This window comes from Desulfitobacterium sp. PCE1 (assembly GCF_000384015.1).
Classification (GTDB): domain Bacteria; phylum Bacillota; class Desulfitobacteriia; order Desulfitobacteriales; family Desulfitobacteriaceae; genus Desulfitobacterium; species Desulfitobacterium dehalogenans.
Genome location: NZ_KB913023.1, coordinates 1604447 through 1626907, shown reverse-complemented (window position 1 = coordinate 1626907; position 22461 = coordinate 1604447). Strand labels below are relative to the sequence as shown.

Annotated in this window: 19 protein-coding genes; 7 read left to right on the top strand and 12 right to left on the bottom strand. The window is 47.3% G+C overall.

From position 1 onward, the window contains the following. Window positions 1-516: 516 nt before the first annotated feature. From DESPCE1_RS0108115 to DESPCE1_RS0108100, 4 genes are all read right to left on the bottom strand, one after another. On the bottom strand, window positions 517-1668 hold the full coding sequence (locus DESPCE1_RS0108115; RefSeq protein ID WP_014793551.1) for a DUF4179 domain-containing protein: 1152 nt from the start codon (window positions 1666-1668) through the stop codon (window positions 517-519). A 2-nt stretch (window positions 1669-1670) separates the two neighbouring features. After that, window positions 1671-2243 (bottom strand): sigma-70 family RNA polymerase sigma factor, encoded by a 573-nt coding sequence (locus DESPCE1_RS0108110; protein WP_019850125.1) that lies wholly within the window; start codon window positions 2241-2243, stop codon window positions 1671-1673. Window positions 2244-2484: 241 nt separating this feature from the next. Beyond that, window positions 2485-4200: a methyl-accepting chemotaxis protein gene (locus DESPCE1_RS0108105; RefSeq protein ID WP_019850124.1), complete on the bottom strand. Its 1716-nt coding sequence runs from the start codon at window positions 4198-4200 to the stop codon at window positions 2485-2487. A 59-nt stretch (window positions 4201-4259) separates the two neighbouring features. Beyond that, on the bottom strand, window positions 4260-4793 hold the full coding sequence (locus DESPCE1_RS0108100; RefSeq protein ID WP_014793548.1) for an HD-GYP domain-containing protein: 534 nt from the start codon (window positions 4791-4793) through the stop codon (window positions 4260-4262). 232 nt (window positions 4794-5025) lie between these two features. On the opposite strand from DESPCE1_RS0108100, the gene DESPCE1_RS0108095 reads away from it, so the two are divergent. Together DESPCE1_RS0108095 and DESPCE1_RS0108090 are read left to right on the top strand one after the other, a co-directional pair. Beyond that, complete coding sequence (locus tag DESPCE1_RS0108095) at window positions 5026-6618, top strand: helix-turn-helix transcriptional regulator (RefSeq protein WP_019850123.1); 1593 nt, start codon at window positions 5026-5028, stop codon at window positions 6616-6618. 108 nt (window positions 6619-6726) lie between these two features. Beyond that, window positions 6727-7566 (top strand): histidinol-phosphatase HisJ family protein, encoded by an 840-nt coding sequence (locus DESPCE1_RS0108090; protein WP_019850122.1) that lies wholly within the window; start codon window positions 6727-6729, stop codon window positions 7564-7566. 105 nt (window positions 7567-7671) lie between these two features. On the opposite strand, the gene DESPCE1_RS0108085 is transcribed toward DESPCE1_RS0108090, so the two are convergent. The 6 genes from DESPCE1_RS0108085 to DESPCE1_RS0108055 all read right to left on the bottom strand — a co-directional run bounded on the left by DESPCE1_RS0108085 (window position 7672) and on the right by DESPCE1_RS0108055 (window position 14437). Then, window positions 7672-10008, bottom strand: a complete 2337-nt coding sequence (locus DESPCE1_RS0108085; protein WP_019850121.1) for an ABC transporter permease — start codon at window positions 10006-10008, stop codon at window positions 7672-7674. Then, the gene (locus tag DESPCE1_RS0108080; RefSeq protein ID WP_019850120.1) at window positions 10005-10688 is read right to left on the bottom strand and encodes an ABC transporter ATP-binding protein; all 684 of its coding nucleotides are present in this window, start codon (window positions 10686-10688) and stop codon (window positions 10005-10007) included. The genes DESPCE1_RS0108085 and DESPCE1_RS0108080 overlap by 4 nt, the downstream gene beginning before the upstream one ends. Window positions 10689-10751: 63 nt before the next feature. Then, window positions 10752-11981 (bottom strand): sensor histidine kinase KdpD, encoded by a 1230-nt coding sequence (locus DESPCE1_RS0108075; RefSeq protein WP_019850119.1) that lies wholly within the window; start codon window positions 11979-11981, stop codon window positions 10752-10754. Continuing rightward, window positions 11978-12676: a response regulator transcription factor gene (locus DESPCE1_RS0108070; protein WP_028305505.1), complete on the bottom strand. Its 699-nt coding sequence runs from the start codon at window positions 12674-12676 to the stop codon at window positions 11978-11980. The genes DESPCE1_RS0108075 and DESPCE1_RS0108070 overlap by 4 nt, the downstream gene beginning before the upstream one ends. A gap of 22 nt (window positions 12677-12698) precedes the next feature. Then, window positions 12699-13226: a methylated-DNA--[protein]-cysteine S-methyltransferase gene (locus DESPCE1_RS0108065; RefSeq protein WP_019850117.1), complete on the bottom strand. Its 528-nt coding sequence runs from the start codon at window positions 13224-13226 to the stop codon at window positions 12699-12701. A 641-nt stretch (window positions 13227-13867) separates the two neighbouring features. Then, window positions 13868-14437, bottom strand: a complete 570-nt coding sequence (locus DESPCE1_RS0108055; protein WP_019850115.1) for a bifunctional transcriptional activator/DNA repair enzyme AdaA — start codon at window positions 14435-14437, stop codon at window positions 13868-13870. A 465-nt stretch (window positions 14438-14902) separates the two neighbouring features. On the opposite strand from DESPCE1_RS0108055, the gene erm (DESPCE1_RS0108050) reads away from it, so the two are divergent. From erm (DESPCE1_RS0108050) to erm (DESPCE1_RS0108035), 4 genes are all read left to right on the top strand, one after another. Continuing rightward, window positions 14903-15697, top strand: a complete 795-nt coding sequence (gene erm / locus DESPCE1_RS0108050; RefSeq protein WP_019850114.1) for a 23S ribosomal RNA methyltransferase Erm — start codon at window positions 14903-14905, stop codon at window positions 15695-15697. Between the two features lie 110 nt (window positions 15698-15807). Beyond that, the gene (locus DESPCE1_RS0108045) at window positions 15808-16569 is read left to right on the top strand and encodes an SDR family NAD(P)-dependent oxidoreductase (protein WP_014793538.1); all 762 of its coding nucleotides are present in this window, start codon (window positions 15808-15810) and stop codon (window positions 16567-16569) included. A 304-nt stretch (window positions 16570-16873) separates the two neighbouring features. Next, entirely contained in the window at window positions 16874-19066 is a 2193-nt protein-coding gene (katG, locus tag DESPCE1_RS0108040; RefSeq protein ID WP_019850113.1) for a catalase/peroxidase HPI, read from the top strand. A gap of 519 nt (window positions 19067-19585) precedes the next feature. Further along, window positions 19586-20452 (top strand): 23S ribosomal RNA methyltransferase Erm, encoded by an 867-nt coding sequence (erm, locus tag DESPCE1_RS0108035; protein ID WP_019850112.1) that lies wholly within the window; start codon window positions 19586-19588, stop codon window positions 20450-20452. Between the two features lie 279 nt (window positions 20453-20731). On the opposite strand, the gene DESPCE1_RS0108030 is transcribed toward erm (DESPCE1_RS0108035), so the two are convergent. Both DESPCE1_RS0108030 and DESPCE1_RS0108025 read right to left on the bottom strand, forming a co-directional pair. Then, window positions 20732-21556 (bottom strand): DUF3102 domain-containing protein, encoded by an 825-nt coding sequence (locus DESPCE1_RS0108030; protein ID WP_014793535.1) that lies wholly within the window; start codon window positions 21554-21556, stop codon window positions 20732-20734. Between the two features lie 15 nt (window positions 21557-21571). Beyond that, window positions 21572-21979 (bottom strand): type II toxin-antitoxin system HicB family antitoxin, encoded by a 408-nt coding sequence (locus tag DESPCE1_RS0108025; RefSeq protein ID WP_014793534.1) that lies wholly within the window; start codon window positions 21977-21979, stop codon window positions 21572-21574. A 207-nt stretch (window positions 21980-22186) separates the two neighbouring features. On the opposite strand from DESPCE1_RS0108025, the gene DESPCE1_RS0108020 reads away from it, so the two are divergent. After that, window positions 22187-22411: a DUF1659 domain-containing protein gene (locus DESPCE1_RS0108020; RefSeq protein ID WP_019850110.1), complete on the top strand. Its 225-nt coding sequence runs from the start codon at window positions 22187-22189 to the stop codon at window positions 22409-22411. The last annotated feature ends 50 nt before the right edge of the window (window positions 22412-22461 follow it).

The window sequence follows — 22461 nt, the reverse complement described above, 5'->3', positions numbered from 1 at the left end:
TCCTTAGATGGAACAGGTCTTCCTCGTTATCTTGTGTGCAAAGCTAAGCTCGCGGATCTTTCTCAGAGTAGGCTCCACGCCTCTTGCGACATCATCAGATGATGAAAAAGACTCCTCGGATCGGGTAGCTTTATCCCACATCTGCACCGCTCAAGCCCGAAAGGCAACCCCAAGGATTTTGCTTTAAGGCAGAGAACGAATTCTAAGCGAGCAGGTAAGCAATCTTCGCGAAAAGACTGCAGCGGAGTCGGGTTGGAAACAGGACGTTTCCAACCGGCTATGAGAACAAGTGCGAAAGCAGTGCTTTCGAGGAGCCGATTTAGCCACGAAACCCGGGCGAGGGTTTCGCCCAAGCCGCCATGCCACAGAAACTACTTAGCGGCGCAGGTGCACCCGACGCAGCGGAGGTCTTGAGCGATTAGATTGCTCCGCGCAGCTTATGGAGTGAACGCCGAAAGCAAAATCCTGGAGACTTAACTTTCAAGAGGTCTTTTTCAAGGCAGAATGTATAAGGCTTTAGTTCACAGCGCTAAGGTCTACGCTAATCGGCTTCATCGTCCACTCTCCGGCAGTGACCCCCTCCGGCAGCCCTTCGTAGCTGAACCGGGTTTCATGGCCGTTTTCATCAAATTCCACACCGCCACCCTGGGTAGGAACCAGTTTCAAGGTCGGCGTGATCAACAGGGTTTTCGCCTTGGGATCAAGGCGTTTAAAGGTGATAATATGTTCCATTTCAGTCATTTTATCACCAACTTTGCCATGCCCCCCATTCCCTTCATACTCATAGACATTGCCCAAATCATCCTTGATTTCCCAATCCATCTGGGCTGCATGGGAAAGAGTGTTAGGAACTATCTCGGAGTAGTAGAGAAGGGTATTGATGGGGGTTATGGAGAGGCGGTTTAAGCTGATAGCCACATTCTGAACCTGATCCTGATTGGCATCAATCTTGACCACGGTATAGTCCAAAGTATTTAAGGATACGCTGAAATTCAGCTTGCATGGTGTCTTTTTATTTTCTTTGGGTTCTGCTCCCTCCTCCATGTTTGTCATCCCGGAAATCTTCCAGCGGAAAGAAATCGAATCCCGGGCTTCCTCCTCACTGAAAAATGTATAGTTGCTTTGCCCCACATAGACGCCGGGACTGACTCTCTTTAACTGCTCGCCGCCTGTGGAGCCCTGGGCAAAATCAACATCAACTTCGCTATTCAAATAGGGTCTTTCCCCAAAATCCTTTTCCGTTTTTATGGTATAGGTGAAAGATAAGGTTTTTCCGTCATAAACGCCTTGATTCAGCGTCACTTCGATGCCATTGTCTGCTTTGACCATATCGATGTCCAAGGCCTTTTCAGTATATAAATCATACACCCCCGTACGTCCGTCATCTAAAAATCGGAAAATATCGCCGATGACAGGAACTTCCTTGGCATAAGCGGGAAAAGCCAAACCAAAACCGGAGAGTCCTACCGTCATAATCATGGCAGCAGCTACAGCCACCATTCCCTTGCTTTTTCTCCGTTTCTTCAGTCCGCCCGAATGACCGGTTTCGGCAATCCTTTCTCTTACCCTTTTTTTGACTCTCGACTTTTCCAGCTCATCCACCTCCGCCTCTTCAAACTCATTCAAGTCAATATCTATCTCATTAAAAAATTCATAGAGATCTTTCACGGTTAATTTCCCCCTTCTCCTAAGCTCAAAACACCTTTTACCAGCTGTTTTTTACTCCTGTAAATACGATTATCGACAGCAGATTTCGTCAGTCCTAATTTCCTGGATATCTCTTCAGAGGGCATACCCCAAAAGAATTTCATAATAAATATGTTGCGGTCCGTAGAAGAAAAGGAGTTCAGCATCTTTTTCATTTCCTTTGTGTTCTCCTTAAACAGCACCTGCTCCTCTGCTGATTCTTGGGGCGGAAACAAATCTATCCCCTTACGATCGGAAGAAGGAATTTCAACGCATTTTCTTTCCCGGCGATAAAAGTCAATAGCCCTGTATTTGGCGATGGCGCAGAGCCATTTGCGGAAATCCTCCTCCCCTTCCCCCTTAAATTTTTCCGCATGATGCCAAACGGCAAGGAAAACATCACTGATGCATTCCTCCGCCAACTCCCGACTTCCTATAGGAAGCAGGACTTGACTGACAATCCCCTTCACTAAAGGGAAGTATTCATCCATAATAAATTCCAGAGCATCTTCCTCTCTATTTTTCAAGCGCCCTATGACATTGTTATTGGTCTTCATGGTTTCCCCCTTTTCCTTGTAAAAGCTCTTACACTCTATACAACGAAGTCAAAAGCAACTTTTCGCAAAACTTTTTAAAAAAAATTTACCGTTGTCTGGTACTATTATCATACCAGTAATTAAAATGAATCATAAAGACAAGGAGTAAAAAAATTAAAAAACAGCGCCTTTACGATTCAATCGAAACATAAAGGCGCTGTTTCATGCTATTTTAAATCCCTGAGGTCATATCCCAAATTTTCTATATCCTGAACTTCCTGACCGAGCTCTGCAGCTCTTCCGCCATTTTAGCCAGTTCCTCGCTGGATGCTGCTATTTCTTCCATAGATGCGGACTGTTCTTCGGTAGCAGCCGAAACGGTCTGAGTTTGACTGGATGCTTCCTTGCTGATGCGGTCAATATCCCGTACCGAATCCACAATTTGTTGACTTCCGGAAGCCATCTGCTGAATGGCTGCTGAGATTTCCCTGACTTGGGTGGAAACTTCACCGATCAGGCCCACGATCTCGTTAAAGGCCTCTCCGGCAGAGTTTACCACTTCCGATCCGACCTTGACTTCATGGGTACCTTCGTTCATAGCCTTGACCGCGCTATCGGTCTCCTTCTGGATCTCCGCGATCAGATCGGCAATTTGCTTAGCCGCTTCTTGGGATTGCTCCGCCAGCTTGCGTACTTCCTCGGCAACGACGGCGAACCCTCTGCCTTGATCACCGGCACGAGCCGCCTCGATTGCCGCATTCAGTGCCAGCAGATTGGTTTGGGCGGCAATTCCGGAAATAGCATCCACAATCTGACCGATTTCTTTCGATCGCTCCCCTAGCTGCGTCACGACCTGTGCCGTGCCTGCTACCGTTTTTTCAATGTTTTTCATCTGGTTCACGGCGGCGTTCACCGCCTTGTCCCCTTGACCGGCCGCATGGGTTGTCATATCGGCAGACCTTGAAACACTATTGGCATTAGCTGCGATCTGCTGAATGCCTGCCGACATCTGTTCTACAATTGAAGCTGTATCATCAACAGCGGTTTCCTGCCTGGTTGCTCCTGCCGCCACCTCGGTAATGGTTGCGGCGATCTGATTCGTAGCCGAGGCAGATTGCTCGGCACTGGCTGTCAACTCCTCTGACGAAGCTGCGACTTGCTCCGCTGTGTGGGTTATATTTTCAATTAAAACTCTTAAATTTTCCGTCATAGCATTAACTTCCGCAGCCAGTTGGCCAATCTCATCTTCAGAAGATATATCCAATTTTTCAACGGTTAGGTTCCCCTGGGAGATTTCCATAACGGTACCTTCCAACTGAATCAGGGGATTAGAAATCATCCTGGCGATAAACCGACCAATACCCACAGCCAGAACAATGGCAGCCAAAGTCAAACCCACCATAAACTTAGTTGTCATGGATGCCGTCGACTTGCTTTTTATCTCTGCCTCATCGGCAATCTGAGCATTATAATCGGCAAGTTCCTTCAAAACAACATTCACAACATTGATATTGTCTGCAGCATTGGCAGAAAAATATCTAAAAGCCTCATCCTGCTTCCCCGCTATTGCCATATCTACGGCTTTATCTCTTTCGACACGGTAGATCTGCAATTCATCCATCAGCTTCGGAAACCGTTCTTGTTCGTATGGATCCGTAACTTCCTTGCTAAAGTCACTGAGAAGGGTATCTACTTCCGCGACCCGCTCTTGAATGTCCTGGAGAATCTCTTGCTGCCTGTTTTGATCCTGAGTGATAAATAATTCAAGAGTCAGAGCCTCCACTGCCCTGGTTTGTCCCCGGGCCCCATTCAGCCACTTGATAGGGAGCAGGTTATTTTGGTACATACTTTCCATCGAAGCGGCCAGATTATGGGCGGAATATATCCCTACAAAGCCGACAAGTCCAAGAAATACCGCCATGAGCAGTATTAAACTATTAATTTTTGAGGCCGTTTTCAGATTGCGAAATCGTTGCATTGTTTGTTACCCCCTTTTGTTTATGTTTCGCGTCTTATAAGCGTGGCTTGCAAGCTGCCCTACAGTGTCTTAATAAATTCCCCCACCAGCTCCGGATCAAATTGTGTCCCTGAATTCCTTAATAACTCCTGGATAGCCGCTTTCTTGGATAGGGCCTTGCGGTAGCTCCGGTTGTTAGTCATGGCATCATAAGCATCGGCCAGACCGATCACACGGGAATATAAAGGAATCTCTCCGCCTTTGAGCTGCCGGGGATAGCCCTTGCCGTCCCAACGCTCGTGGTGATAAAGCACAAATTCCGCCATGTTTTCCATTCCTCTGACCGAACCGAGGATTCTGTATCCTATTTCCGAGTGACGCTTTATCTCCGTATACTCTTCTGTGGTCAACTTTCCGGGTTTTTCAAGAATAGCTCTGCAGACAGCTATCTTGCCAAGATCATGAAAAAGCCCCGCAATACTGAGTTCTGTGATAGCCCTTTCCGTTAAGCCTAATTGCCTTCCCATACTTACACAAAGCCGGGAAACTCTATATCCATGCTGACCAATGATGCCTTCAGCATTTATAGTTTTTATCACGGTTCTGTCTTCCATCTTTATCACCTTAATCATTAAAGTCATCGGGAAGAAAAGTTTGCTTAATGTCGTTTCCAGATAAAATATGTCGTTAATCTTCATATAAGAATCATATTATAATGTTATCTGGAAGAATGAAACGATTTTCACTCAGATGTCATAACCATGGCTATGACATCTGAACATCTTTTTAAGACAAATATCCATAAATCTTTATAATGAAAAAGAAGGAAATAAAGAAGGTATATGCATGAACACATCCGTTGATTTTGCCCATTGTCTGAAATACCTGCTTTCTGCACTGGGAGTGAGTATCAACAGACTTTCAAAAGCTCTTAATGTGGATGGCTCCCTTGTTAACCGATGGGTAAATGGGAAAAGGATTCCATCGTATAACTCGAATTACATAGAAGCAATCACACAGTTTTTATCAGCCAACATTAAGAACTCTTTGCAAATCCAGCTCATTAACGAGCTATTTGAAAGAGTTTTTGGTGTTGATGCTGGAACGGACTGCAATGAAGAAAAGATTAAAAAAGTGCTTTTTGAAGCCCAGGGGATTTCCCTCAGCAATCATAAAAAGCACACTAAGGAATCTAAAAAATTGCTTAAATACAAAAAAACAATGGCGAATCCGCCTTTTTTTAATGAAGTGGTCAGTATGTCCCATGAGGACAAGATCATTGCCGGAACCCATAATGTTGCTTCAGCCTTCAGGCATCTTTTAGGCTTGGCACTGCAAACCCATAAAAGAAAAAAAGTAATATACATCACTTATTTCAATGATGTATTTTTTTATATGTCCAGCGAAGAAGATCTCCGACACTTCCAAACCATGCTGTTGGACTTAATGACTCAGGGCTGTGAAGTCCACTATCTGCTGCGAATCACTCATGACGTACAGCGGATGATGGATTTGCTCAATTTTTTAAAACCTCTAATTGGAACAGACCAACTTTATCTCTACTATCTCAAAAGCTACGACTCCTTGGATCTCGGCAAGGACTATATTATCGTTCCTGAAACCGGGGTCCTGTCTTGTTTTTTTACTCAGGTCAATAACTGCTGCGCTCTCTATCTCAAAAACCCTCTGGCCATCTCCTTCTATGAGGAGTATTGGGTTAGGCTTACCCAGGCTTCCGCAACCCCTTTGCTTATGAACTATCCGGCAGAAAAAGAAGAGAGTTTCTACAGCTCGTATATGGAGTGCGAAGAAGCCATCGGCAATCGGTTCCTTTATAAAGATGGTTTCAGTACCTTTACCCTTCCTCTTCCTCTCTATAAGAAGCTTTTGCAGAAAAGAAAGGCCTCCCAGCAAGAAATGGTTTCAGCCATAGCTTTCCACCAAAAGTGTCTGGAATCTTTCCAGTCCAACATTGAAATCTACGAATACAAAGATATCTATACACTTGATAGCTTAAGTTATCTCGTGAAAAACCGGCAATTTTTCCTCTATGATTCCATCGGGTTCTCTGCGGTGGATCTGGAAATGGAAGAAGTGGTGGACTTCCTGCAACATATGATCTCCCTTCTGAAGACCTACGATCATTACTCTGTCGCCTTTGTCAGGAAGAACGCGATCATTCCCGGGTTTGAGAAAAATGTATCTTGCTTGGTTAAAGAAAGGCATGCCGCCATCGTCGAGATCTTGGGACCAGCGAATACTGCACCCATGCGTTTTTCCATTCACGAGCCCATGACGGTCAACGCCGTAGAGGAGTATTTCCAAATACTCTGGCAGCAAATCGCCCCCGTGATGAAAAAAAAAGCAGAGGTTATCGCCTGGCTCCAGCAGGAAATCGATTCTCTCAAATCCGCCTTATATCTGAAATCAGATTCATAATCCTTGAATCCATCCAATTTTAACCGACTTTTAACATAACCATAAAGGCATGTTAACAATGCTCTGCTATATTAAAAGAGGCAAATCAAAATCTAAATGGAGGACACTATGTTTTTAATGGATTATCACATGCATTCCCTGAACTCAAGCGATGCCCATGATGAGATTACGGCCCTATGCAAAAAAGCAATCCCCCGTGGTTTGCAGGAAATCGCCATAACCGATCACTTCGAACCCTCTTCAGGCAATGAACAGTATTTGCAGTATAATGGGAAAAAGTATTTTTCCGAGATCTCAGAAGCCCGCCAACGCTTTGAGGGGAAAATAAAAATCAAAAGCGGAGTGGAGTTGGGTCAGCCTCATCGTTTTCCCAAGCACTCACTTAAGCTCATTGAAGAGTACCCTTATGATTATGTTCTGGGCTCTGCCCATCGCCTGCAAAACAATGTGGATTTTGGAGAAGTACACTACACCCCGGAAAACCTGGCAGCTTACTGTGAAAACTACCTGATAGAACTCAAGGTCTTAGCCCAATGGGACCATTACGATTGTCTTGGACACCTGGATCTGGTCAAGCGCTATGCAGCCAATTACCAGCTGCGCGCCAACCTTATGGATTATCAGGAACAGTTGGCAGAGATTCTCAAGATCGTCATTCAAAAAGGCAAAGGGATCGAAGTGAACACTTCCGGGCTCAGACAATCCTCTAAGGAATGCTTGCCGGGCTTGGATATTATCCGCCTCTACAAGGAGCTGGGCGGAGAGATTATTACGGTGGGTTCGGATGCCCATTGGGCTGAAGATGTGGGCAAAGGCATCCCGGAAGGTATGGAACTGATCAGAAGAGCAGGATTTAATTACGTGACCGTCTATACCAACAGAAAGCCAACCATGATAAAAATAGGAGATAAACCGACAGTCTTTACTAGAGGAGGTTTATCGGCATGACATTATCGCCAAGGTAAAAACCCGGTCAACTTTAGTCGAACCGGGTTTTTTCCATTAATCTTCTTTTTTGAGTCTTCCTTTGATATAGGCAACAAGAGTATCAATTTACTTGGCACTTATGGTATCCACAATCGACATAGTGTGAATTTGCTTGGCCGGACCATGGACGGCAAGAAGTGATGTGATCATGACAATGGCCACGATCAGACCAAGTTCCCCAAGGGGGATCTGCCAGGGATCACCCCAATGGGAGGTAATCATTTTCTCGAACACCAGTTTATGCAGAGTCACCCCCAAAATGCAGCCGACACTACTTCCGGCGGCGGCATAGGTAACTGCCTCCGCTCTTACCATTTTGACAAGCTGATGGTCACTCATGCCGATAGCCCGCATGGCCCCATACTGTTTCAAACGGGCCGCCACACTCATAGCCACACTGTTCACGATATTGAAGACGGTAATGAGCAGGATCACCGCCAAAAAGCCATAGATGAATAAAGCCATGGAGTAAAAAGCTCCCCTCCCTTCACGGTTGCCGGCCCGCTGATCGGAAAACCGGACATCGGGACCGGCCAAAGAGCGAATCTCATCCACATCTTCATCCGTTGCCCCTGAGGAAAGCTGAATATCAATAATCGTGTAGTTCCTTTCACCAGTCAATTCCCGGAAGGTCCCTTCCGAGCAAATCACCGAATCCACACCCTCCACACTGGAAAAAGGACTGGTGGAAAGCACTCCCGCTACCCTAACCTCTTTTGGGACCTCTCCGAAACTAAGGGCGAGCTGGTCCCCCACCTCCAACGGACTTTCTGAATCGTAAACAACCCATACCTGATCTTTCTTCTGAGCCCCTTCATCCAGAGAACCTTCGATCAGGCTGTCCTGCGCCCATGTGAACTGATAATCTTCATAAGAAATCAGGTTGATGGTCCTCTCTTGCCCCTTCACTTTGACCGGGATATCATAGGCGAACATCCGGCCATATGCCCGCTTAACTGCCCTATGGTCACGCAGCTCTTCCAGAAGACCATTGGATACTGAGGGGGTATTATCCGTGCTCACGATGGAAAGATCCGGTGTCCATGGTTTTAATGGCCTGACGGCATGATGCATAAAATCAACGGTGGCTGAAAAGGAAAGAAAAAGGATAATGCTGAGCGAGAAAGAGCCCACCATCAATAGGAAATTCTTTTTGCTTGATGTGGCATGATGGATACCAAGGGCGGTTTCGATTTTAAAAAGCGTGGTATTGGCCGCCCCGGAGATAGGCTGAACAGCGTTTGCATTCCCTGAAACTGCGGCCAGGGGCGAAACACGGGCCGCTCTTTTGGCTGGGGATTGGGCGGCTAAGAGCACCGTAACGATACCTACCGCTATACCGGACAGGATACTGATCCAACTGATGCCAAAGGTCGGCAGCTCGGAAAAATAACCGGGGCTTAGAACTTTCAGAACCCCGCAAAGCGCCCATACGACCATGATTCCCATGCCTAGTCCCAAAGGGATAGCCGTTTTGCACCATTGCATCCCTTCCCTCCGGACAAACCTCATAATTTGCTTTTGGGTCGCTCCCAAACAGCGCAGCATCCCAAAAAACTCCGTCCTTTGCATGACATTGCTGTTCAGACTGCCGGCAATCATGAGAACCCCAGCCAGCAAGACCACAATGAACAATACCCCGGCGATACCATAGAGTCCAAGCACATAATTGTTATCGCTTTGGCCCAGCACCGCCAGCAAATTTCCATTTTCCAGGACTTGCTGATCGGCAAGTCCGTATTGCTTTGTTATATCGGCAATCACTTTTTGCATAGTGCAGTAGGGAGAGAGCTGAACCATATATTGGCTTGTGTAGCCCTCCTGGGGAATGGAGGAACGCAATCCCTCGGTGGTAAGGAGCAAGGCATGGGTATCCTGCTTCAGCAATTGGGAAGTCCCTTCAACGAAACCCACCACAGTAAGCTGTACCGGTTCAGAACCGGAATGCTCCAGTGTGATCATATCCCCCAGGTTGATCCCCATACCACTTTTCGCGTTTACAGTCAGGGCAGCTTCATTTTCTCCGGTTGGGTAGACTCCCTCCGTGATCTGCGTAGGGAGCATTTCCTCAAATGTATTCTTATCTAAACCAACGGCAGCCACGGATTTTCCGGAAAGGGTATACTCCTCTTTCTCACCAAGATAGGTATACCAACCCGAGAATTTAACCTCCGGCCTGGCGGCGATCATGGCGGCAGTGTGTTCATCAATACCAGAGAACAGCACATGCCAGTTGCCGCCTTTTTTGATCTCCTGCAATTGTTGGCTGCGTATTTCCATATCAGCCATACCGAAAATAGCGGTAACCAGAAATACGGCCAGAACAATACAAATCCGGGTCATTCTGCTCTGTTTTTTATGAACCTTGGCGGAAATAGGGATGAGGTCCAGATAGCTTTTCATCCCCTCATCCCTCCCAGATCGGCAAGCACACCGTCCGTTACCTTCAGGACGCGATCTACCGAGGAAGTCAGATTAATATTATGAGTAATCATCAAAATAGTCTGCTGATAGTGCCGGGAGGCTTTCAGAAGCAAATCCATGACATCTCGGCTGTTCTTGCTGTCCAGGTTCCCCGTGGGCTCGTCGGCCAGGATCTGCATGGGCTTGGTAATCAAAGCACGGCCAATAGCCGTCCGTTGCTGCTGACCGCCGGAAAGCTGGCTGGGAAGATGATTCCTGCGTTCCGTCAGCCCCAATACCTCTAAAATCTCCTTGACTGAACCGGGATCAGGTTTTTGATAGTCCAGTAGAAGGGGAAAAATAATATTCTGCTCCACCGTTAATTCCGGGATCAATTGAAAGGACTGAAAGACAAAGCCAATATTTCTACGTCGGAAAACGGTCCGCTCTCTTTCCTTCATACTGAAGAGATTTCTGCCCTCCAGAAATACTCTGCCGGAGGTGGGGTTATCCAAACCGCCGATGCAGTTCAGCAAAGTGCTTTTGCCGGAGCCGGATTCACCGACCACCGCCGCAAATTCCCCTTTTTCCATAGTAAAAGAAACCTCTTTTAAGGCCTGGACCTGGGCTTCTCGTGTTCCATAGGTTTTACAAAGCTTTTCAACCTTCAGAATGTCCATAACTTCCTTACCTCCTTCCCTTAAAAGATAAGGGATACAGCTTACATTGAGGTGAATCTCACCTTACAATTCCGTAAGGAAGGATATCGTAAAGGTTGTGCCCGCATTTTGCATGCTTTGAACGGACAGGACTCCTCCCTGCCCCTCAATAATGGCTTTGGCCAAGGCCAGGCCGAGACCGGCTCCCTGGGTATCTTTGGCCTGTTTGCTGCGGTAAAACCGTTTGAAAATATGGTGAAGATCCTCCGGAGCAATACCCGTTCCATCATCGGCAATAGCAATCCGCACCATGGCCTGAGAGCGTTCCCAGGAAATGTGGATATGACCGCCGGGAGCGGTGTGATCCAAGGCATTCTTAATAATATTTCCCACAGCCTCCCTCGTCCACTGCAGGTCACAGCTAAGCTCTTCCTCCGGTTGTCCGCTTACACTGATCTTTTTGTCTTCACTCCCGGCACGTGTGGTTAATTCCTCAACCGCTTGAGCTATGATCTCAGAGATCCGCCGGGGTGCTTTTTCAAAGGCTATACTTCCTGCATCAAGGCGGGTGATTTTGAGAAGGGACTGGATCAATTGCTCCATACGGTCGAGAGCCCCCTTGGTTTTTCGGGAAAACTCTGTGATGATGGCGGGATTATCCGGCTCTTCCCAGATAATCTCGTTGTACATCGTAAGGGCGGTCAGGGGTGTTTTCAGCTGATGAGAAATATCCGAGATGGTGCTTTTTAAAAACTCCTTGACCTTGTATTCAGTTTCCCCCTTGGCCTGCAGTGCCGAGGCAAGGCTCTCCACGGCAGCAAAGAGCCGGGACAAAGTTCCCTCATCGGAACGCGGCAAATGGGCTGTAAAATCTCCTTCGGAAAACCCGCCGATGACTTGCAAAGCCTGGCGATACAGCCGTTCCCTTCTTATAAGAAAAAGCCAGCAGAAAGCAAGGAGAATGAGGATAAAGATGAATGTACCTGAAAGAACAAACTGAAAGGTAGCTCCTGCAAAACCGGAGACGGCGGGCAGATAATGAGGAGCGGTTTGTTCTGTATAGCCCAGCTGTCTGAGTAAGCTTTTCCCTTCTCCATCATCCTGGGTGCTCCCCACCGCGGAGGCGATCACATCCGGTGGTACACCTTGCTTCAGAAGAGAACCGACCATGGCACTATCGTGGGACAAGAGCATTTCCTTGGCAGCTTGGGTCTGACCCATGCACAAAAGCCAGCTCCAGCCCAGCAAAAGAATGGAAAGAAGGATTAAACCATAGCAGAAATGACGGGATTGTTTTTCTCGCCAAAAACTCATTCCGACACCTCTCTCCATTGGTAACCGAAACCTCGGACCGTTATTAAATGTTCAGGATGGGACGGGTCGTCCTCCACCTTTTCCCGCAGACGGCGGATATAGACGGAAAGGGTATTATCGTCCACAAAATCCCCAGTACCATCCCACAATTCATTCAATATAACGTTACGGGTGACCACACGTCCGGCGTTGCGCACCAATAAACATAGCAGCCGGTATTCGGCATGGGTTAATTCCAGCGGTTTGCCTTTAAGGAGAACGCGGCTCCCCAGCAGATCAATGGCAAGATCGCCACAAGCAAGGGTTGATGATGGAGAGGGCTGGGAAGCTCCGGCACGGCGCAGAAGGGCCCGGATCCGTGAACATAATTCCCCCAGCTTAAAGGGCTTGGTAATATAATCGTCCCCCCCGCTGTCTAAACCTCGGATGACATGGACTTCTTCATCCGCAGCGGTCAGGAAGATAATAGGAACCTGATTCCCCTTCTTTCTCACCTCTTCGCATACCGAAAAACCCGTCCCGTCCGGCAAGGTAACGTCAAGGAGCAACACATCGTAGTGCTCCTCGGCTATACATTCCTTGGCCTCCTGGACTGTACGAGCTATTTCAATCTCAAATCCATTTCTTTTCAAAGCATATTGCAAACCATCAATCAGGCTTATATCATCTTCTAAAAGTAAAATCCTCTGTTTCATCACCGCTTCTCCTCTGATTTCTTCAGACTTCAAACAGCTTTCTGGATGTAAGGTCCGCCTCCTCAAGCCGGAGCAAAGCTTTCTTCTTTTCCAGACCTCCCGCATAACCGGTTAGGCTTCCGCCGGCACCCACCACCCTGTGGCAGGGTATAAGAATAGAGATAGGATTATGCCCCACCGCACCTCCTACAGCCTGGGCGGACATGGAGGATAACCCCCTGGAGGAGGCCAGCTTTTTGCCAATTTCCCCATAGGTGGTAAGGCGGCCATGGGGAATCTCCAGAAGGATGTCCCAAACCGCTTTTTGAAAATCCGTCCCTTTGGGGGCCAGCTCGGGAAAGGGGACGGCAGCACTTTCTCTGCCGGAAAAATAATTGTCCAGCCAGGTCTGCAGAGTCTGAAAAATCCTAAGCTCCGGCTCATTGACCCAGGCATCTGTTTGAGCGGGATAATATTTTTGTCCGATAAACCAAAGCCCGGTAAGGGCTTCTTCTTCAGCAGATGCTGTGGCGGGGCCGAGAGGGGTACTGATGGTGCATGTATAAATCATTTCTTAAATCACTCCTTTAGAAGGTGAAAAAGTTGCTTGGGGAGAGTAGCTTTACGCACAACGCTCTCTCCATAGCTCCAGGGCTGGTCAACTCGCTTTCTTAACAGTCGAGCCAAACCACAGGGTAATACCTGATGTGAACCAGTGGCTCGCCTATGTTAAGAAAGCGACCTTGACCTGACCGCCCCTCCGCTTAAAGAAAGCTTGGCTTATGGTGAGTGAAGCGAAGCAGAAGCCTTAGCTGCCTTATACACAGTGAAATCCGTTCGCTTTTGTGCGTAAAGCTACTCTTGCGGGTCTTTTTCGGCTTTTCTTTTGAGTTCTTTTTGTGCTTTCTTCAGGGTAGGCGGCCATGCCGCAGGTGGTGGCAAAAGACAGCCCAAGGATTTTGCTTTAAGGCAGAGAACGGATTCTAAGCGAGCAGGTAAGCAATCTTCGCGAAAAGACTGCAGCGGAGTCGGGTTGGAAACAGGACGTTTCCAACCGGCTATGAGGCAGGAGCCGATTTAGCCGGGAACCCGACGCAGTGGAGGTCTTGAGCGATTAGATTGCTCCGCGCAGCTTATGGAGTGAACGCCGAAAGCAAAATCCTGGAGAATCAGCTTTCAGTACAGCACCCGCACGGCCACTTACACCAATGCTCACCGACTTTCCTCCCTCCGGAGAACGGAACAACGATATTCTTTAGGCGACACCCCGGTCAGCCGCCGAAACTGAGTGTAAAAGGTGGAAAGACTCTCAAAACCGCTTTGCAGGGCAATTTGCAAAGTACTGCCCTGGGTATGGATCAACAGCTTTTGAGCAGAGGCAATGCGCAACGTATTCAGATACTCCCCCGGAATCTTCCCATAGTGTGTATAAAACACCTGACTCATACGGTTCCGGCTGACGCCAAGTTTTTTCAGTTCTTCCCGTACCCGGCCGTGATCGGAATAATAAAGGTCGTATACCCCTTTGATTTTTTCAGCCAGCTCTTTTTGCGGTTGGAATTCCGCCAAATCAGGCCGGCAGCGTTTACAGGGCCGCAGTCCCCAGGCCCGCGCCTCGGCAGAGGTGTCAAAGAAAACCACATTCTCCCGCTTAGGGTTTTTAGATTTACAGGAGGGACGGCAGAAAATCCCCGTGGTTTTTACGCCGTAAAAAAACTTTCCATCATAGATCGGATCGCAATCAAGCACAGCTTTCCATCTTTCTTCTTCACTAAGCGTCATCCGGACACCTCCTTAAGTTACTTGCGTTACATAAGGTGAATCTATCTTTCGATTCCTGGTCCACCTGTTTATTATGCCACACTTCCCCATTTCATGGCATGACATCTTCACTCACTTTTGTAGCTTTTATATAGGAAGGGAAATTTGATTTCAGCCACTGGGACAAACGGTGGCTATTCCACCTCCACTATAATTGATTTTTTGGGGAGCTGTCTTCCGATATTGCATCATTCAATTTTTGCATAGAATCCGATATGAACAAGGATTGCATTGACAATACCGTTGTTTTTTGTATAATAATCATATAATTTTAAGGGGAGGCTTCAATACACCTATGTTTGGTATTTGGTTTATTCGGATTCGTTAATAAGGTGTGCGAAACAATAAGGAAAGTATAAACACTCTTCCTCTGTTTTCGTGCACCTTTTTTTCGACTCGAATAGAACAAAAAGAGGTGTATTTTTTATGTCCAAAAATAGAAGCCAAGGGCAAACCTTGCCCCTTTGGGTATCCCAAAACTACTTGACCAGATATAAAACCATTAAAAGCCTGCTCTCTCGAACCACAATCGGCGCCCATGATCATGTCATTGAAATCGGTCCGGGAAAAGGCCATATAACCGGCTTGCTTGTTGAAAGCTGCCGGAAAGTAACCGCTATTGAGATCGATGAAAAATTATATGATAGGCTTCACCAAAAATTTAACGATTCTGCAAATCTGCACCTATATCATCAAGACTTCCTGAAATGGCGGCTCCCCGCTTCTGGAGACTATAAAGTCTTTGCCAATATTCCTTTCTGTCATACCACCGCTATTCTTCGTAAGCTGACAGAAAGCCGAAATCCGCCGGCAGAAGCGTGGCTGACCATGGAAAAAGGTGCAGCCAGGCGCTTTATGGGCAAACCCCATGAAACCCTGAGATCGCTCATGATAAAGCCGGTGTTCGATCTGAAGATCGTCTACCATTTTCTTCGGGAGGATTTCCATCCCAAGCCTGGTGTGGATGTGGTACTGCTTCACTTAAAGAAAAAGACACAGCCGGATATATCCCCCGCTCAATGGCGCAATTATGAGCACTTTATTACACGCGCTTTACAAGGCAATCGGGCCGGACTCAGGCGTATATTTACCCAAAAACAGTTATCCCGGGTTTTTCGGGAAGCAGATATTAGTGATTTTGTAACCGGCGAAATCCTTTATGTGCAGTGGCTTTGCCTTTTCCACTCCTATTGCCAGCATGTGCGTTGCAGCAAACAATAAACATGGATAATCTAATTATTAATCCTTCTTCTATCATTACTTTTGTCCTTGCAGTGCATACTAAGTTTACAAATACAATGAATTACTGTTAACTATAGGAGGATAAGAACATGTTTAATTTGCAAGGCCGTGTGGCTGTTATTACCGGAGCGTCCAGTGGATTAGGTATGCAAATGGCTCATGGGCTGGCTGAACAAGGTGCCGATGTGGTGCTGCTGGCCCGCCGTGAAGACAGATTGCGTAAAGTCGCAGAAGATATAGAAGGTCAATATGGTGTTAAAGCTTATCCAATTCCTTGTGATGTGACTCAACTGGCTTCTGTCCAAGCTGCCGTTCAAGCTGCTCTAAACCGGTTCGGCAAAGTGGATATACTCATTAACAACGCCGGAATCGGCTCCGTTATGCCCGCCGAAAAAATGGACGATGAAGTATGGGAACACAATCTATCCGTCGACCTGACCGGTGTCTTTCGTACCGCCCGTGAATTTGGTAAAGTCATGCTGGAAGCCGGTTATGGGCGCATTATCAATATTTCCTCCATGTACGGAATGGTAGGAAACTCAGCTACACCCGCTTCCGCCTATCATGCAGCTAAAGGTGGGGTCGTCAACCTCACCCGCGCCTTGGCAGCAGAATGGGCTGACCGTGGCGTTACCGTAAATTGTATCTGCCCAGGTTATTTTGAAACGGAATTGACCGCCGATACTCTGAAGACGGAAGAATTCAAGGCTTATATGGAGCGTACCGTACCCCTTAAACGTTACGGTAATTCCGGTGAATTGAATTCAGCCGCTTGCTTCTTAGCGGCTGATGAATCATCCTATGTAACCGGAGCCATTTTACCCATTGATGGGGGTTACACTTGCGTTTAAATTTTGACGCAGATCGTAGACTACATCACCCTTTCTTCTCTGCCTGCCAAGCAAAAATCCTAAACTTTAGTATGAAATGAACAGGAGAATAGTAATGGGATGGAGAAGAAATATAATTAATTACACATAAATCATCAGTTCATCTGATGATTTATTTTATAAGTTTTAAATTTATCTTTACCATCTTGTAATCCCCAAATATTAATATATAATATAGATTATAATGATTATAATTTGCATTTATCTCCCAAGTGGTGAGATAATGCAGTTTTTCTCAAGATTATTTATAGAAGGAGGTAATTTAATGGATGAAAAGAGATGCCCGGTGACCGGCCACACACAAAACACCAATGCAGGCGGTGGCACTAAAAACAAAGACTGGTGGCCCAATCAGCTGAACCTCAGCGTTCTTCATCAAAACTCCGTTCTGGGCAATCCCATGGATCCTGAATTCAATTATGCTGAAGAATTTAAGAAGCTTGACCTGACAGCCGTAAAGAAAGACCTTTATGCCTTGATGACCGACTCTCAGGATTGGTGGCCTGCCGATTACGGTCACTATGGTCCCCTCTTTATACGAATGGCCTGGCATAGTGCCGGTACATACCGCCTGAACGACGGACGAGGGGGCGCAGGGAACGGAACCCAGCGCTTTGCTCCCCTCAACAGCTGGCCGGACAATGTGAACCTGGATAAGGCCCGCCGTCTGCTCTGGCCTATTAAACAGAAATATGGGAAAAAAATCTCCTGGGCTGACCTGATGATCCTGGCCGGGAATTGTGCTCTGGAATCCATGGGATTCAAAACCTTCGGCTTCGCAGGCGGCCGCGAGGACGTTTGGGAACCCCAGGAAGATATTTATTGGGGTTCTGAAGGAGAATGGCTGGGCGACCAACGCTATTCCGGGGACCGGGATCTTGAGAATCCTCTCGCCGCAGTGCAAATGGGCCTCATTTACGTCAATCCGGAAGGTCCCAATGGACAACCCAGCGTCCTTGCTTCCGGCCGGGATGTGCGGGATACCTTTAAACGCATGGCCATGAATGATGAAGAGACTGTGGCACTGGTTGCCGGCGGGCACACCTTCGGCAAATGCCATGGTGCCGGTCCCGCATCCCATGTTGGTCCTGAACCTGAGGGCGCCGACCTTGAAGAACAGGGTTTAGGCTGGAAGAGCACCTTCCGCAGCGGCAAAGGGGGCGATACCATCGGCAGCGGTATCGAAGGTGCCTGGAAACCCAACCCCACCACATGGGATATGGGCTATTTAAACACCTTGTTCAAATACGACTGGGATCTGGTGAAAAGTCCCGCCGGAGCGTGGCAGTGGGTTCCGACTGACCCAGCTGCGGCAGATACCGTGCAGGATGCCCATGATCCTTCCAAACGGCATGCACCCATGATGACCACGGCGGATCTCTCCCTGCGAATGGACCCGATTTATGGACCGATTGCCAAGAGATACCGGGATAACCCTGCGGAATTCGCCGACGCTTTCGCCCGGGCCTGGTTCAAGCTGACCCATCGCGACATGGGACCCCGCTCCCGTTATCTCGGTCCGGAAGTTCCTGAGGAAGAACTGATTTGGCAGGACCCGGTACCCCCGGTGGATCATAAATTAATCGATGAACAGGATATCGCCACTCTCAAAGCTAAGATCCTGGCCTCCGGCCTTTCCGTCTCCGAGCTGGTCTCCACTGCCTGGGCATCCGCTTCCACCTTCCGGGGTTCGGATAAACGGGGCGGCGCCAATGGAGCACGGATCCGCCTGGCACCTCAGAAAGATTGGGAAGTCAATCAACCCGCTCAGCTGGCCACGGTACTGGCAACTCTGAAAATAATCCAAGCTGAGTTCAATAGCTCCCCATCCGGTCAAAAGAAGGTTTCCCTGGCTGACTTAATCGTTCTGGGCGGTGCCGCCGGCATTGAGCAGGCCGCCAGGAATGCCGGCCGCACTCTGGTTGTTCCCTTCAAGCCAGGCCGCACCGACGCCTCCCAGGAGCAGACCGAAGTGTATTCCTTCGCCGTCATGGAGCCTAAAGCCGATGGTTTCCGCAACTATCTGAAAGGTAAATCTTCCGCATCGGCAGATGAATTGCTGGTTGACCGGGCCCAACTGCTGACCCTGACCGCTCCGGAAATGACCGTTCTCATCGGCGGTCTGCGGGTTTTAAATATCAATTACGGACAGTCTCGGCACGGTGTCTTCACCCAACGTCCGGAAGCCCTCACCAATGACTTTTTCGTCAATCTCCTCGACATGAGCACTGAATGGAAAGCCGTATCGGAAGAAAGAGCCCTGTACGAGGGCCGGGACCGGGCCACAGGAAAACTGAAATGGACCGGCACCCGGGTGGATCTGGTCTTCGGCTCCAACTCCCAACTCCGGGCCCTGGCTGAAGTCTATGCCTGCGGCGACTCTCAGGATAAATTCCTCCAGGACTTCGTATCGGCCTGGAATAAAGTAATGAACGCCGATCGCTTCGATCTGGCTTAAGACAACAGCAGATTAGATCTGAAATAACCGCCATCCGCTAGGGGCGGTTATTTCTTTTGGGTATTCGGAATCAGCAAGTAATGTTTTCATTGACTTTATCTATAGTTAAAATTATAATGTACACGGCATTTAACGTAATTAAACTAAGGAGGGTTGTTAAAAACTATGGGTGTTATTATTACTTTCCGTGCTTTGAACTGGTAATTTAATAAGTTCGAAGGCTCTGTTTTCGCTTACAGAGTAAACGGGATAAGTCCGCCCATTTTTAACAATCTTCATTAAAATATTTTTGTTAATGAGAGGAAAGACTGATTATTCAATCTTTCCTTTTATATTGTTATGAGCACTTTCTTTAGCTTTTAAGCTATTGAAAGTCTATTTGGTGCTATTCAGTTTTTTAATACGCCACAATTCATTTTGTCTTACCACAAAATTGATCCTGTTTACTGGAAGCCACAGACGCCTACGTCTGTGGCTTTTTTTGCGTTCAGAGCCTTAAAGTAAGAAAGGGTTGTTTGAATGACAAGAAGAAGGAAAAAGAATCAAAATAGAAAATTTACTACTAGGAATTCCCCCAATTTTAGCGGGCAACATTTGATTCATAATAAGAAGCTGATTAATGAGATTGTAGATCAAGCAAAAATCAGCACTCATGATATAGTTTTAGACTTAGGTGCCGGAAAAGGGGGATTGACATTGGTCTTAAGTAATCGAGCAAGAAAGGTTCTCGCTGTTGAATACGATCAAAAGTTTATAAAGAAATTAAAACAGCTTGAATTAAAAAATACAGTGATAATCGAGCAGGATATATTAAAAATCTCGTTACCTCGAGAGGATTTTGTAGTTGTTTCAAATATTCCATATGCCATTACAACGCCGATTATGAAAATGCTTCTTAATAACCCATCAAACGGTTTTCAAAGAGGAGTTATCGTAATGGAAAAAGGTGCAGCCAAAAGATTCACGTCAAATTTTGTGAAAGATCCATATATAATCGCTTGGAAAATGTGGTTTGATATTCAGTATGTTAAAGCGATTTCAAGTAAGAATTTCTCTCCACCACCAAGGGTTGATTCCGCAATGATTACCATAAACAGAAAAGCTAAACCGATTGTACCTTATAGCGATTATTTAATCTTTTGGGGATTAGTCGATTATGTGCTTAAAAATCCCCAATTATCTATCGATTTAGCATTGAGAGGTGTATTTACACCACCTCAAATTAAGCATTTAAAAACTAGTCTTCGCATAAAGAATGAGGTTACAGTTGCGACTTTATCGGAACGGCAATGGGGACTCATATTTGAAACAATGGTGAAGCATGTTCCAAAATTCAGATGGCCGAAGATAAAAAAAGCTGTGTTGCTCCTCTCCCCCTCCAGATAGTGCGGCTGCCGGCATTGCCGAATATTACAGCGACTATGTAACACCCGAGCTGCTGCAACAATGGCAGGCTGATCCGCAAAGGGCTCCGGGCCGCATGGTTTCCTGCCCGTGGCCCGACCGTATCGATATTCTAACAACAGAAATGCATGCTATAGACCAATGTACAGTTCACGGGGAGATCATCAAGGTCACCAGCTTGGAAATGGTACAGGGCGGAGCTGAAATAAAATACCCCTTTATCCGTATATTTACCATTCGGATAAAGGGGTTTCATCTATCTTACATTTTCGCTTTTAAGCCCTCCGCCAAGAAATTTACGATCTTATCTTTGTAGACTTTATAAGTGTCCGGCTCCTGCTTGGCAAATTCCTTCAACTCCCACAAAAGTTCCCTGAAGTTCCGGTCCAGGCTCTCGTATAAAAAGGCAACTTTATTGGCCTTGCTCTTGTGGTAAGCCTGATCAAGCCTGTTGCTCATCCGGTCGATGGCCTGGGCGGAAGTATCATGCTTAAGGTTTTTCAGATCCAGGCTTAGCTTCTCGGCCCTGGCCTCGCTCTTTGCTTTGGCTTGATTCAACTCTTCCACTTTTGTTATTAGGTTGTCCCGTTCGTCGCTCAGCCGAGTTATCTGGCCGTCCTGGTCCGCCAGGGCTTGCTGAAGTTCTGTCTTTTCTTGCAGGGCCCGGTCCCGTTCTTCCGCAGCCCGGTTCCGCTCTTGAACCGCCTTTTGCAGTTCCCTTGTTGACATGCTTTCCAGATCCAGCTCTGCAATAAACTGAGCCCGTTCCTCCTCCGGGACGCCCAGAAGAATGATTCCCTGGGTGTAGTTCAGTTTGGCAAGCGCTTGCGAATCTTGTAAAGCAGGCTGGTTGGATCCATACTCCTCAAACAGGCGGATCAGGTTGTTTGCTGTTCTCTGAGAATAACTTACTGATTCTTCCAGCCACTTGCCCCATTCCCCATAGGGGATCAGACTTTTGGCCTCCGCCAGGCGGCAGCCGATCTCGATGGCACTGAAGAGAAGAACTTTGCTCACCTGATGTTTAATCGTATTTATTTCAGCCGCAATTAAAAGCGGCGTGCGTTCTATGCTCAAATCCTCCATCAAGGTTCCCTGCCTTTAATCGGGAATTCCCAGCTCATCCATTAACCCTTCCTTCAGGATTCGGACGAAATCCACACCATTTTCTTCCCCCAGATCCTTTAACCATTTAGGAATCATGATACATTTGGAAACCGATTTCTTATCAAGGGCCCGCCGGACCTCCAACATATCAGCTTCCAGCACAATGACCACGGCGTCCTCCCGCTTTTGCCAGTTTGCAGGATCGGAGGCTTCCGGGACCTGTTTCTTGTCCTTTTCCATACGATACAGATAAATCTCCAAAGAAAGCTCCGCCTGGTGAAAAGCGTCTTCCGGTGTTTCCCCCTGGCAGATAAGGTCCGGCAGATCCGGGAAAATGACGATATACCTGCCCGATAGGGCATTGTACTCGACGATGGCCGGAAAGACATAGTTCATGATCATGATTACCGCGTCCTTTTTGGTTAATCTATTCATAGACTATGCGGTCAAGGTCTTAAGTGTGACGAACCAAATGATATTTTTAAGAATAACCCTTCCTTAACAAAGCCGTCCTTGCCTCTGTCACCTCCGGATGAACAAGCCCATAAGATAAATGGACAGGACGGGTTCTCCCGGCCGGTCAATACTGCAGAAAGGAGGGTGACGCACATGGGTGTAGTAGCTTATCCATTGAGTTCGACGGTAGTGATAAGATATCAGGTTGGCGAAACCCCCTCCGGTGCTCCGATCATCAGGCAAAAAAGCCTGAACAATGTCAAAGCCGACGCTACGGACCAAGATATTTATGATGTGGCGGCAGCTTTATTCGGCCTGAGCGAACGCCTGGTGATTCAGACGATTCTCAGGAAGAATTTCGATCTGATAGACGAGTAACTCTCGGAAGCATTGACCAGAAAGGAGGTGCAGCGATGGCCATCATAAAC

What these genes read in the sequence shown, in the direction of transcription:
- DESPCE1_RS0108110 (WP_019850125.1), bottom strand. Translation starts at nt 2,243, where the DNA reads ATGAAGACCAATAACAATGTCATAGGGCGCTTGAAAAATAGAGAGGAA.
- DESPCE1_RS0108105 (WP_019850124.1), bottom strand. Translation starts at nt 4,200, where the DNA reads ATGCAACGATTTCGCAATCTGAAAACGGCCTCAAAAATTAATAGTTTA.
- DESPCE1_RS0108100 (WP_014793548.1), bottom strand. Translation starts at nt 4,793, where the DNA reads ATGGAAGACAGAACCGTGATAAAAACTATAAATGCTGAAGGCATCATT.
- DESPCE1_RS0108095 (WP_019850123.1), top strand. Translation starts at nt 5,026, where the DNA reads ATGAACACATCCGTTGATTTTGCCCATTGTCTGAAATACCTGCTTTCT.
- DESPCE1_RS0108090 (WP_019850122.1), top strand. Translation starts at nt 6,727, where the DNA reads ATGTTTTTAATGGATTATCACATGCATTCCCTGAACTCAAGCGATGCC.
- DESPCE1_RS0108085 (WP_019850121.1), bottom strand. Translation starts at nt 10,008, where the DNA reads ATGAAAAGCTATCTGGACCTCATCCCTATTTCCGCCAAGGTTCATAAA.
- DESPCE1_RS0108080 (WP_019850120.1), bottom strand. Translation starts at nt 10,688, where the DNA reads ATGGACATTCTGAAGGTTGAAAAGCTTTGTAAAACCTATGGAACACGA.
- DESPCE1_RS0108075 (WP_019850119.1), bottom strand. Translation starts at nt 11,981, where the DNA reads ATGAGTTTTTGGCGAGAAAAACAATCCCGTCATTTCTGCTATGGTTTA.
- DESPCE1_RS0108070 (WP_028305505.1), bottom strand. Translation starts at nt 12,676, where the DNA reads ATGAAACAGAGGATTTTACTTTTAGAAGATGATATAAGCCTGATTGAT.
- DESPCE1_RS0108065 (WP_019850117.1), bottom strand. Translation starts at nt 13,226, where the DNA reads ATGATTTATACATGCACCATCAGTACCCCTCTCGGCCCCGCCACAGCA.
- DESPCE1_RS0108055 (WP_019850115.1), bottom strand. Translation starts at nt 14,437, where the DNA reads ATGACGCTTAGTGAAGAAGAAAGATGGAAAGCTGTGCTTGATTGCGAT.
- erm (WP_019850114.1), top strand. Translation starts at nt 14,903, where the DNA reads ATGTCCAAAAATAGAAGCCAAGGGCAAACCTTGCCCCTTTGGGTATCC.
- DESPCE1_RS0108045 (WP_014793538.1), top strand. Translation starts at nt 15,808, where the DNA reads ATGTTTAATTTGCAAGGCCGTGTGGCTGTTATTACCGGAGCGTCCAGT.
- katG (WP_019850113.1), top strand. Translation starts at nt 16,874, where the DNA reads ATGGATGAAAAGAGATGCCCGGTGACCGGCCACACACAAAACACCAAT.
- erm (WP_019850112.1), top strand. Translation starts at nt 19,586, where the DNA reads ATGACAAGAAGAAGGAAAAAGAATCAAAATAGAAAATTTACTACTAGG.
- DESPCE1_RS0108030 (WP_014793535.1), bottom strand. Translation starts at nt 21,556, where the DNA reads ATGGAGGATTTGAGCATAGAACGCACGCCGCTTTTAATTGCGGCTGAA.
- DESPCE1_RS0108025 (WP_014793534.1), bottom strand. Translation starts at nt 21,979, where the DNA reads ATGATCATGAACTATGTCTTTCCGGCCATCGTCGAGTACAATGCCCTA.
- DESPCE1_RS0108020 (WP_019850110.1), top strand. Translation starts at nt 22,187, where the DNA reads ATGGGTGTAGTAGCTTATCCATTGAGTTCGACGGTAGTGATAAGATAT.